The sequence below is a fragment of the Qipengyuania marisflavi genome, assembly GCF_005884405.1.
GTDB lineage: Bacteria > Pseudomonadota > Alphaproteobacteria > Sphingomonadales > Sphingomonadaceae > Qipengyuania > Qipengyuania marisflavi.
In genome coordinates this window covers 2,501-14,249 of sequence record NZ_VCAO01000012.1, presented here as the reverse complement: position 1 = coordinate 14,249, position 11,749 = coordinate 2,501, and the positions used below count along the sequence as shown (strand labels likewise).

Annotated in this window: 4 protein-coding genes, 2 tRNA genes and 2 rRNA genes (1 of these 8 only partly in view); 5 read left to right on the top strand and 3 right to left on the bottom strand. The window is 59.2% G+C overall.

The window, feature by feature from the left end; genetic code table 11:
• The first annotated feature begins 263 nt into the window (after positions 1–263).
• On the top strand, positions 264–3,098 hold the full coding sequence (locus tag FEV51_RS12675) for a M16 family metallopeptidase (RefSeq protein WP_138619439.1): 2,835 nt from the start codon (positions 264–266) through the stop codon (positions 3,096–3,098).
• A 60-nt stretch (positions 3,099–3,158) separates the two neighbouring features.
• Here FEV51_RS12675 and FEV51_RS12670 read toward each other — a convergent pair whose 3' ends face one another.
• From FEV51_RS12670 to FEV51_RS12660, 3 genes are all read right to left on the bottom strand, one after another.
• Positions 3,159–4,979, bottom strand: coding sequence for an ABCB family ABC transporter ATP-binding protein/permease (locus FEV51_RS12670; RefSeq protein WP_138619437.1), 1,821 nt, complete (start codon positions 4,977–4,979; stop codon positions 3,159–3,161).
• A 58-nt stretch (positions 4,980–5,037) separates the two neighbouring features.
• The gene (locus FEV51_RS12665) at positions 5,038–5,979 is read right to left on the bottom strand and encodes a retroviral-like aspartic protease family protein (protein ID WP_138619435.1); all 942 of its coding nucleotides are present in this window, start codon (positions 5,977–5,979) and stop codon (positions 5,038–5,040) included.
• A 113-nt stretch (positions 5,980–6,092) separates the two neighbouring features.
• Positions 6,093–7,601 (bottom strand): lipopolysaccharide biosynthesis protein, encoded by a 1,509-nt coding sequence (locus FEV51_RS12660; RefSeq protein ID WP_138619434.1) that lies wholly within the window; start codon positions 7,599–7,601, stop codon positions 6,093–6,095.
• A 675-nt stretch (positions 7,602–8,276) separates the two neighbouring features.
• Between FEV51_RS12660 and FEV51_RS12655 the strand changes: the two genes are divergently transcribed.
• The 4 genes from FEV51_RS12655 to FEV51_RS12640 all read left to right on the top strand — a co-directional run.
• Positions 8,277–9,765: ribosomal RNA gene (locus tag FEV51_RS12655) — 16S ribosomal RNA — on the top strand.
• Between the two features lie 206 nt (positions 9,766–9,971).
• A tRNA-Ile gene (locus FEV51_RS12650) sits at positions 9,972–10,048 on the top strand.
• 16 nt (positions 10,049–10,064) lie between these two features.
• A tRNA-Ala gene (locus FEV51_RS12645) sits at positions 10,065–10,140 on the top strand.
• Between the two features lie 282 nt (positions 10,141–10,422).
• Positions 10,423–11,749: ribosomal RNA gene (locus tag FEV51_RS12640) — 23S ribosomal RNA — on the top strand (it continues 1,469 nt past the right edge of the window).
• The 16S and 23S rRNA genes sit together here with 2 tRNA genes alongside, the layout of an rRNA operon.

Below are 11,749 nucleotides of genomic sequence, written 5' to 3'. Positions count from 1 at the left end.
GTCGTTATGCGGCCAATCGCGCACCGCATAGGCAGGCGCTGGATCGGTCAGGCTTATAGGATGCGCTGCCCACTGCCCCATGTTGCAGTGCAGCGCAACCTGCTGGCAGGGACGTGGTGGGAAATGCCGGCTTGGCAGATGCGCTGCGCTGGCAGAGGCAGCTATGCTGTTCATCTATGAAATAGCGCATGAATTTGCGGTTTTGTCCGCTTACTGTCTATTGTTCAAGCGTTCGTCTTTTCGAGTTTCTGGGGGTCCAATCTATGCTTCGTTCCGTCCTTGCCGCTGGCGTTGCCACACTCGCATTTGTCGCCGTGCCAGCCAGCGCAGACAAGCACACTGCCGCGGCTGCGCTGTCGGCGCCGCAAATCGAATTCACCGAATGGACGCTGGCCAACGGGCTGCGCGTCATCGCCATTGAAGATGACAGCACCGCCACAGTCACGACATCGCTGTGGTATGAAGTCGGCTCGAAGCATGATCCCGAAGGGCGCAGCGGCTTTGCGCATCTGTTTGAACATATCCTCAGCCGCAAGACCGAGAATATGCCGTATAATCTGATTTACGGGCTGACCGCTGATATCGGCGGCACTCGCAATGCATCGACCAATGCCGACCGCACCAATTATTACGAGACCGTTCCGGCCGAATATCTGGAACAGATGCTGTGGACGCACCGCGAGCGGATGTTCAAGCCGGTGATCGATCAGGACGTGTTCGACAAGGAACGCGACGTCGTGAAGGAAGAGTTGCGCCAGCGCGTATACGCGCCGCCCTATGGCCGCTTGCAGAGCTTTGTGCTTGGTGAGAACGCCTATGATGTGCTGCCGCAGCGGCGCCCGACCATCGGTTCGATCGAGGATCTCGATACCGCCACGCTGGATGATGCGCGCGCCTTTCACCAGGCCTATTACGGTCCCGATACGGCGACGCTGATCGTGGCAGGCAATTTTGACGAGGCTGATCTGCGCAAGCTGGTGGACAGCTATTTCGCCGACATCCCGCGCCGTGCCAACCCGGTCAGCCTGGCAATCACCGCCAAAGAGCCTCAGCGCACACAGCCGCGCAGCGTGGTGGCGACTGCGCCCACTGTGCCGCTTCCCGTGGCGGGGTCTCTGTGGAAGGCGCCCGGTTCGACTGGCGCCGATGCCGCCGCGCTTGATGTGCTGGCCGCAATCATGGCGCGCGGTGAGAACAGCCGCCTGAACGAAGCGCTGATCCGCACCGGCAAGGCTGTGGGTTCCGAATTCGTCTATGCCGAAAGCGAAGAGGGCGGCTTTGTCGCTAGCTTCGCCATCACCAACCCGCTGGCCGATGTCGAAGAGGTCGATGCGATTCTCAAGGGCGAACTGGCGAAAGTTCGCACCGAGCCGGTCACTGCCGCCGAACTGTCCGAAGCCAAGAGCGAGATGTTCGCAGCCGCTCTCAGCCGCCGCGAAACCGCGCGGGGCCGGGCGTTCGAACTGGGTGAAGCGCTGGTATCGAGCGGCGATCCGCAGGCCGCTGATCGGCGGCTGGCGCAGATTGGTGCGGTCACTGCCGCAGACGTGATGCGCGTGGCGAACAGCTGGCTGCAACCGAACGCGCGCGTCGATCTGCGCTATGTTGCCGGGGAAGACGATCCGCAGACCTACGCCAACCCCGTTCCCATGCCGACCTTTGTCACGCTACCCTCCGCCATTGGCGAGCCGCGCTCGGTCTTGCCCGATGGTGAGCGGCAGGAACCGCCTGCCCCCGGAGTGCGCCCGACGGTAACCGCGCCAGCGATTGTGGAGAGCACGCTGGCCAATGGCATCGAAGTGGTTGCCACGCAGACCGGCACTGTGCCGCTGGCAACTATGACGGTCATAGTGCCCGGCGGCGCGATCAGCGATCCGCGCGAGAAGGCGGGTATCGCTGCCTTTGCCGCTGCACTGGCCAACCGGGGCACGCCCACAATGACCGCGCAGCAGATCGCGGCGCGGCTGGAAAGCCTGGGCGCCAGCTTTGGCGCGGGCGGCGGCACCGAAGGATCATTCTTCAGCCTGACCGCGCCGGTCGCCAATATGGCCGAGGCAGGAAAAATCCTGTCCGCCATGATCCGCGAGGCAAACTATCCCGAGGACGAGTTTGAGCGCGAACGCAAACGCGGCATCGACGGGCTGGCACTCAGCCTGAAAGACCCCGGCCAGCTGGTGCGTATGGCCGCGCTGCCGGTCTTCTATGGCGATGCGCCTTACGGCACCATTGCTGGCGGCACGCAGACCAGCCTGGCAGCCATCACGCGCGATGATCTGCTGACGCACCGCCAGACATGGTGGCATCCACAAGCGACCAAGATCGTGGTCAGCGGCGGCATCGCCCAGGAAGCGGCAGTGGCGCTGACCAATCAACTGTTCGGCAATTGGCGCGCAGAAGGTCCGGCCCCGCAATCCATCAATGGCCGCGCGGGCACTCCGCGTACTGTCCGCACAGTGGTGATCGATATGCCCGACGCCGGGCAGGCGGCCATCTATGCAGGAATGCGCGCACCATCGCGTGCCAGCGATGATTTCTTCCCGCTGACGCTGGCCAATGCCGTGCTGGGCGGCGGTTCCAGCGGGCGGTTGTTCGAGGAAGTCCGCACCAAGCGTTCGATCAGTTACGGCGCGGGCAGCGGCGTAATGGACCGTGCGGATGACGGATATCTGGTCGCCTCGGCTCAGACGCAGAACTCGACCGCTGATGAAGTGGTGCAGGTATTTCTGGACGAGTTCGACCGGCTGGGCCGCGAAGCCTTTGCCGACGATCTGATCGCCAAGCGGCGGCTGTTCCTGACGGGCGGCTATTCGCGCGCGCTGGAAAGCTCGTCAGGCTTCAACAATATCGTCGCTGGGCTGATGCTCCAGGGCCTCAAGCCCGCAGAGGCAGCGCGCTATGCCGACCGGCTCGCCACTGTGACGCCGCAGCAGGCATCTCAGGTGGCGGCACGTTATGTCGCCGCTGACAAGGCGACCCTGGTGATTGTCGGCAATGCTGCCGAATTTCTCGACGATCTGAAAAAGATCCGCCCCAATGTCGAGGTGATCTCTGCCGATGATCTGGTGCTATCGCGTGAGGATCTGGTGGCCGGACAGTAGGCTCATCAGACATTAGAATAAGACCGGACCGGGCGCGCCATTGCGGTGCGCCCGTTTCGGTTACTGGGCCGGTTCCGATACGCCGGGCGTGCTTTCAGCCTGCTGGCGTTCCCACATCTCGGCATAAAGACCGCGCGCGGACAGCAGCTGACCATGCGTACCCTGTTCGGCAAGCCGTCCATGATCCAGCACCAGAATGCGGTCGGCATCGGCTATGGTCGACAGGCGATGCGCGATCGACAGGCTTGTGCGATGTTCGCTCACGCGCTTGAGCGTCCGCAAAATGTCCTGTTCGGTCCGGCTGTCGAGCGCGCTGGTCGCTTCGTCCAGCAGCAGGATCGGCGGGTTCTTGACCAGCGTACGGGCAATCGCGACGCGCTGCTTCTCGCCGCCGGACAGCTTCAGCCCGCGTTCGCCCACCTCGGTGTCGAAACCTTTGGGCAGCCGCTCGATAAAGGGCAGGATGGCGGCATCGCGCGAAGCGGCCAGCACATCATCGGACGATGCGCCGCCGCGGCCATAGCCGATGTTATAGCCGATGGTGTCGTTGAACAGCACGCTGTCCTGAGGAACGATGCCGATATGCGCGCGCAGGCTTTCCTGTGTCACGCCGGTAATTTCCTGACCGTCAATCAGAATGCGGCCCTGCCACGGATCGTAAAAACGGAACAGCAGCCGCGCGATGGTGCTTTTGCCTGCGCCCGATGGCCCGACAATGGCAAATTGCCCGCCTGCTGGCACTTCGAAACTCAGCCCGTGCAGGATGGTGCGGTCGGGATCATATCCGAACACCACATTGTCGAACACCAGCGAGGGGCGGCGCACCACCAGCGCAGGCGCACCCGGAGTGTCCTCCACCTCGACCTCGGTATCCATAAGCTGGAACATGGCCGCCATGTCGATCAGCCCCTGCCGGATGGTGCGATAGACCCACCCCAGCATATCCAGCGGGCGAAACAGCTGCGTCAGATAGGTGTTCACGAACACCAGATCGCCAGTGGTCAGATCGCCCTTGCTCCAGCCCCAGACTGTATAGGCCATCGCCGCACCCATCAGCAGGTTCATGATCAGCGCCTGCACCATATTGAGCAGGCCCAGCGAGTTCTCGGACTTGATTGCCGCCTCGGCATAGGCGCGGGCGGATCGGCCATAGCGTTCCTTCTCGCGCCCCTCCGCACCGAAATATTTGACCGTTTCGTAATTCAGCAGGCTGTCGACCGCGCGGGCCAGCGCCTGTCCGTCCAGATCGTTCATCTCGCGGCGCAATTCGTTACGCCATTCGGTGATCCAGCGGGTGACCGCTATATAGGTGCCTACGGTCAGTGCAGTCGCTGCGACCAATCCCCAGCCGAAATTGAGATAGAAAATCACGCCGACAGCGATCAGCTCGATGATGGTCGGGGCGATGTTGAACAACAGGAAATACAGCATCGAATCGATGCTCTTGGTCCCACGCTCGATAGTTTTGGTCACCTCGCCTGTGCGGCGCGCGAGGTGGAAGCGGAGCGACAGGCGGTGCAGCCGATCAAATGTATCCTCGGCCAGATGCCGTGTGGCTTCCTGTCCGACCCGCTCGAAAGTGATGTTGCGCAGATTGTCGAACAGCACGCTGGCGAACCGCCCAGCCGCATAGGCCAGCACAAAGGCCAGCGCGACCATCAGAGCCTCATTCGCGGGCGTGGTCATCGCGTCCACGGCGTTGCGATAGGCAAAGGGCAGCGCCAGCGTGGTCGCCTTGGCTGCCAGCACCAGCAGCATTGCGCCGACAATGCGCCGCCTCAGCGCTGGCTGGTCACGAGGCCACAGATAGGGGAAGAACCGCCGCAAGGTGGCCCAGCTTTCCGGCAAAGGAACAGGGGGAGGGGCGGTGTCGGGCGGCATTCAGCGCCCAATTTGGGGCGCGCGGCGGCAAAGACAAGCCGCGCGGCGCATCCGGGAGCTATAGTCGGCTGTCGTCGAGCCGCCCGGTTCGCTGGTCGCGCATCGAGCCCGAAGGCAGGTCGAACATCACGCGGCGCTTGGCGAAATCGATTGCCACACGGTCGAGCAGGCGCAGATTGCGCATCCCCAGGATCAGCGCAGGCTTCTTTGCCAATCCCAATGCGGCAAAGGCAGGCCCATCGGCAAAACCGATCGGAACCCCGGTGATCGTCAGCTTGCCGATTTGCAGGCTGCGCGCGACCGACATCTCGCTGGTCATCACAAAGCCGTGGACGTCGCTGCTGATCAGTTCAGTGTTGTTGCGCGACCGCAGGCGTTTCTGCAGCGCCAGATTGCCCAGCGAATGTTCCGCGCCGGTATCAATAATAATCGCAGTGCGCACGCCGTCGATGATAGCATTGGTGATGATCATCTGCCCCAGCTTGCGCCGTGCGCGCACGATAATCTCATAGCCATTGTTGCTGCCGACCGATGCGGCGTCAGACACGCTCATCCGGTCTTCACGAAAATCGATCAGCACGCGCAGATCTTGCAGACTGTCGAGCCCGAGGATGCCATCCGCGCCGATATTCTTGCTTTCAAGCAGCGGCGCAACCATTCCGTTAAACTCGCGGTCGGCAAATTCCAATCCGTCCAGTTCGTAGGTGCGGACCTGCGCGCTCGACCCCATGCCCACCAGTGTTGCGGTGCCGCTTTGCACCAGCGACAGCGTATCGACGATATGCTGGGTAACCACAGTGGACTGCGCGCCGGTGTCGATCAGAAAGCGGAACGGCCCTTGACCGTCGATGGTTACGGGCACGGTCATACGCGCATTGCGGTCACGCCGCATTTCCACCAGATCGGATGGCAGGTTTTCGTCAGGCGCAATGTCGTCCTGTGCCGCGCCGGGTACTGCCAGCCCCAGAAGCAGTGCACTTGCAATGATCCATCGCGCCATTCGAGAATCTCCTCAAAGCGGCCCGGCAGTGAGGCAGGGCCTCAAATACTCTATAGCACGGGGATGCGCCTCGGCGAAGCGTCAGACACACCGCTGGTCGAGGCGGATGCCCCTCAGACAGATTCGTTGGCGGGAAGATCTATCGGGGAAGCAGGTGTGCGGCGCAGCAGCGTCCAGCTGTCACGCACCACATCGCGCCACAGTATGATCAGCGCCAGACTATAAGCCATTACTCCGGTCCCGGTGAGCGCGATCAGACGCAGGGCTGGGTGCCAGTCCGGCAGGGCGGTTCGCACCGCAATCACGGCCAGCGCCATAATCGCACAAGATATCACCGCTGGCGCGCAGGCTGCCAGATAGCGGGCCGCAGACATACCAACGTGGGGCAGCGTCAAGACCAGTGTCACCAGCAGCAACAGCGGCGCAGCCACCCACCAGGCATGAACCAGCCCCATCGGCCCGAACTGCACCCCGGCAAGGAAGCACGCGGTGAACAATACCGCACCTGTCGCGCTGGTCAGTATATAGGTGCGCGTGTGGCCGGTGGCGTTGGTGGTCGGGCTGCAGATGATCTGGAGTGCCAGCAAGGGCATCACCAGGCACAGACCCGTGACGATCGGCGCCATCGCCGCCCATTTGTCGCCGAACAGGGTGATGATCGCTTCGGGCGCGGTCAGCGCCAGTCCTATATAGATAGGCGCGGTCACCAGCAGCACGCTGCGCACGGTGCGTTCGAAGAAAGGCGCCATGCTGTGCCCGGCCTTGTGCAATTCGGCATAGGCGGGGAAGGCGACTTCGTTGATGGGCGGCAGAAATCTTCCGGTGACGATCAGAGTCAGGAATAACGCCTCGGAATAGAGGCCCAGTTCGCTTGGTGTGAAACGGCTGCCAGCGATGAAAATGTCCGACTGGCTCTGGATGATCCAGAACAGCTGGCACAGGGTTAGCGCTCCGCCAAAGCCGATCAGCTGCCCCGCGCCCCGAAAATTGAACACCGGCCATACGAACAGCCGTGCGGCAACGGTCATGATCAACCCGCGCGTCGCAAAGGCCAGTATCGGCGCATAGACCAATGCCCACACACCATATCCCAGCCACGCCAGCGTAAGCGCCGCCATCGCCCCGACAATTGCCGAAGCCAGATTGGCAATGCCCTGACTGCGAAACTCAAGCCGCCGTGACAGCAAGGACGCGGGCAGCGCTATAAAGGGGGTGGTGATGAAGATCAGCGCCTGCACCCGCAGCAGATGCGCAACCGCAGGCTGCCCGTAATAGTCCGCCGCCACCGGGGCGAGCAGCAGCTGCGCGGCGGCGAGCGTACCGTTCATCAGCAGCAGCAGCGCAAACACCTGCCCGATCTCTCGCCTGCCCACCCGCTCGGCCTGAACCAGCGAGGTGGCAAAACTCCACCCATTGAGGAAGTTGAGCGCAACGACCACGACCTGGCTCATTGCGAACAGGCCGTAATCAGCTGGGTTGAGCAGGCGCACCACCATAATGGTCGCGCTCCATGTAATAAGCTGGGCGATTAGCTGGCTGCCCCAACGCCATGCCAGGGCAATGCGCACGCGGGCGGCGAAGCCTTCCGGTGATGCCTGTTCGGTAAACCCGCTCCCACTCATGGGAAGGGGTCTAAGATCGAATGGACACGAATGCGAGACAGGAGATTCACTCGTGATGCCTGATGCACCGATTCTCGCCCTCGTGAATCACCAATGTTGGAGTGAAGCGCAGCTGATTCACCTGTTTTCGCCATTTCCGAGCCGAATCTGCGCTATTTTACGGACCCCAGGCGTGCCGCAACAGGCAGGCGCGTCAGCGGTATCGGCGCGATCTGAGTGAAAAACCCCCAGAAAACCGTTAGTTTTGAAAAAAGACGCAACAAAATTGCAAAAAGGGTTTGACCGAATCCCGATGCCCGCCTAGTTGGCCCTCACCGACGCGGCGCTGGCGGCTTCCACCGCCCACCGCAACGGTCGCCAAAACAGTCGGATAGCCGGTCCCCCGGTAAAACGGGGTTCCATTGCTGTCCGCCTATTAACGTCTTGGCGGCTCTTTGACATTGTTGATTTTTGATGAAGGGACATGTGGGCGACGGCGCCCGGTCCGGGGGTTTTAAGGCTCCGGATACCGGTTAATTTATGCCGATTGCCACATCCTGATCGAACTCCACGTTCGGTCTGTGATGATGCATGTTCATTCGTATCCATTACGTTTGATGTGCAGGTATCGGCTCCTTGAAGCTCATGCCCTGCGGATTAGCGGACTTCGGTCCGTGTCTGCTTGGTATGTGACACCAACTTGAGAGTTTGATCCTGGCTCAGAACGAACGCTGGCGGCATGCCTAACACATGCAAGTCGAACGAAGCCTTCGGGCTTAGTGGCGCACGGGTGCGTAACGCGTGGGAACCTGCCTTTAGGTTCGGGATAACAGTTGGAAACGACTGCTAATACCGGATAATGTCTTCGGACCAAAGATTTATCGCCTTTAGATGGGCCCGCGTTGGATTAGCTAGTTGGTAAGGTAAAAGCTTACCAAGGCGACGATCCATAGCTGGTCTGAGAGGATGATCAGCCACACTGGGACTGAGACACGGCCCAGACTCCTACGGGAGGCAGCAGTGGGGAATATTGGACAATGGGCGAAAGCCTGATCCAGCAATGCCGCGTGAGTGATGAAGGCCTTAGGGTTGTAAAGCTCTTTTACTAGGGATGATAATGACAGTACCTAGAGAATAAGCTCCGGCTAACTCCGTGCCAGCAGCCGCGGTAATACGGAGGGAGCTAGCGTTGTTCGGAATTACTGGGCGTAAAGCGCACGTAGGCGGCGATTCAAGTCAGAGGTGAAAGCCCGGGGCTCAACCCCGGAACTGCCTTTGAAACTAGATTGCTAGAATCCTGGAGAGGTGAGTGGAATTCCGAGTGTAGAGGTGAAATTCGTAGATATTCGGAAGAACACCAGTGGCGAAGGCGACTCACTGGACAGGTATTGACGCTGAGGTGCGAAAGCGTGGGGAGCAAACAGGATTAGATACCCTGGTAGTCCACGCCGTAAACGATGATAACTAGCTGTCCGGGCTCTTAGAGCTTGGGTGGCGCAGCTAACGCATTAAGTTATCCGCCTGGGGAGTACGGTCGCAAGATTAAAACTCAAAGGAATTGACGGGGGCCTGCACAAGCGGTGGAGCATGTGGTTTAATTCGAAGCAACGCGCAGAACCTTACCAGCCTTTGACATCCTAGGACGACTTCTGGAGACAGATTTCTTCCCTTCGGGGACCTAGTGACAGGTGCTGCATGGCTGTCGTCAGCTCGTGTCGTGAGATGTTGGGTTAAGTCCCGCAACGAGCGCAACCCTCATCCTTAGTTGCCATCATTTAGTTGGGCACTTTAAGGAAACTGCCGGTGATAAGCCGGAGGAAGGTGGGGATGACGTCAAGTCCTCATGGCCCTTACAGGCTGGGCTACACACGTGCTACAATGGCATCTACAGTGAGCAGCGATCCCGCGAGGGTTAGCTAATCTCCAAAAGATGTCTCAGTTCGGATTGTTCTCTGCAACTCGAGAGCATGAAGGCGGAATCGCTAGTAATCGCGGATCAGCATGCCGCGGTGAATACGTTCCCAGGCCTTGTACACACCGCCCGTCACACCATGGGAGTTGGATTCACCCGAAGGTGGTGCGCTAACCAGTTTACTGGAGGCAGCCAACCACGGTGGGTTCAGCGACTGGGGTGAAGTCGTAACAAGGTAGCCGTAGGGGAACCTGCGGCTGGATCACCTCCTTTCTAAGGATTGGTACGAAAGCGCCAGAGCTTGTCTCTGGAAGTGCTTCGCACCTTTTCAAAGAACAATGCCGTCGTCCTCATGTCCTTTCATCACTGGAGATCGCTAACGCGGGGTTTTGCCCTGTGTTATCGAGACGCCTGAGCTGGCTCACGCCGCCCGCGGCCTGCCTTTCGCAAGAAAGTCTGGGCCAGCTACGGCGCGGGATGGGCCTGTAGCTCAGTTGGTTAGAGCGCACCCCTGATAAGGGTGAGGTCAGAAGTTCGAATCTTCTCAGGCCCACCATCCCTTTCAGGCTATAGGGGCCTTAGCTCAGCTGGGAGAGCACCTGCTTTGCAAGCAGGGGGTCATCGGTTCGATCCCGATAGGCTCCACCAGCCTCTAATCAAATTTCTCCAGGATGAAACGAAACTGATCCGGCCCGGGTATATCCCAGGGCCTGGTAGTAAGCGGATTTCCGCTTGCGTCTTTGACATTGTGAATGGGTTTTTAAATCGATGCCGTGGCGGTATCGTCGGACGGGTGCGACCTTTGGTCGTGACCGGATGATGGTACCATCACAATATCAATTAAATTGATTATCTGGCTGAGATAATTCCTCTGCACCATCGCAAGACGTGCAGCCTTTATGCAGGGCTGTCGTTGATGGTGTGGATTCTCAAGCGTGAGGTAAGAGCATTTGGTGGATGCCTTGGCATGTACAGGCGATGAAGGACGTGGCACGCTGCGATAAGCGTCGGGGAGTTGTGAGCAAACTTTGATCCGGCGATTTCCGAATGGGGAAACCCACCCTCACCATTTCCTTTCGATTGTCCCTCGGGGCGGTCGGAAAGAGGTGGATAGGGTATTACCGAGTTGAATAAAATAGACTTGGTGAAGCGAACCCGGGGAACTGAAACATCTCAGTACCCGGAGGAAAAGACATCAAACGAGATTCCCGTAGTAGTGGCGAGCGAACCGGGACCAGGCCAATGCCTTTCATTCAACTAGCAGAACACTTTGGAAAGAGTGGCCATAGCGGGTGACAGCCCCGTATGCGAAAGTGATGTGAAAGGATTCGAGTAGGGCGGGACACGTGTAATCCTGTCTGAACATGGGGGGACCACCCTCCAAGCCTAAATACTCGTACATGACCGATAGCGAACAAGTACCGTGAGGGAAAGGTGAAAAGCACCCCGATTAGGGGAGTGAAATAGTACCTGAAACCGAATGCTTACAAGCAGTGGGAGCTCCCTTGAGGAGTGACCGCGTACCTCTTGCATAATGGGTCAGTGACTTAATCTAACATGCAAGCTTAAGCCGATAGGTGTAGGCGCAGCGAAAGCGAGTCTGAACAGGGCGATAGAGTATGTTGGATTAGACCCGAACCCCGGCGATCTAGGCATGGCCAGGTTGAAGGTGCAGTAACATGCACTGGAGGACCGAACCGGTGAATGTTGAAAAATTCTCGGATGAGCTGTGTTTAGGGGTGAAAGGCCAATCAAGCCGGGAAATAGCTGGTTCTCCGCGAAATCTATTTACGTAGAGCGTTGGATGTATGCCGATGGGGGTAGAGCACTGGATGGGCTAGGGCTGCGCGAGCGGTACCAAACCTAACCAAACTCCGAATACCATCGAGTCTTATCCAGCAGACAGACGGCGGGTGCTAAGGTCCGTCGTCAAAAGGGAAACAGCCCTAACCTACAGCTAAGGTCCCCAAGTCATCACTAAGTGGGAAAGCATGTGGGAATCCCAAAACAACCAGGAGGTTGGCTTAGAAGCAGCCATCCTTTAAAGAAAGCGTAACAGCTCACTGGTCTAAATAAGGGTTCCTGCGGCGAAGATGTAACGGGGCTAAAGTGATGCACCGAAGCTTAGGGTTCAGATCTTTGATCTGAGCGGTAGCGGAGCGTTCCGTAAGCGGATGAAGCCGAAGGGTAACCGACGGTGGACGTATCGGAAGTGCGAATGCTGACATGAGTAGCGATTAAGAGGGTGAGACACCCT

Coding starts and splice junctions, on each gene's coding strand:
- FEV51_RS12660 (WP_138619434.1), bottom strand. CDS start 7,601: ATGAGTGGGAGCGGGTTTACCGAACAGGCATCACCGGAAGGCTTCGCC.
- FEV51_RS12675 (WP_138619439.1), top strand. CDS start 264: ATGCTTCGTTCCGTCCTTGCCGCTGGCGTTGCCACACTCGCATTTGTC.
- FEV51_RS12665 (WP_138619435.1), bottom strand. CDS start 5,979: ATGGCGCGATGGATCATTGCAAGTGCACTGCTTCTGGGGCTGGCAGTA.
- FEV51_RS12670 (WP_138619437.1), bottom strand. CDS start 4,979: ATGCCGCCCGACACCGCCCCTCCCCCTGTTCCTTTGCCGGAAAGCTGG.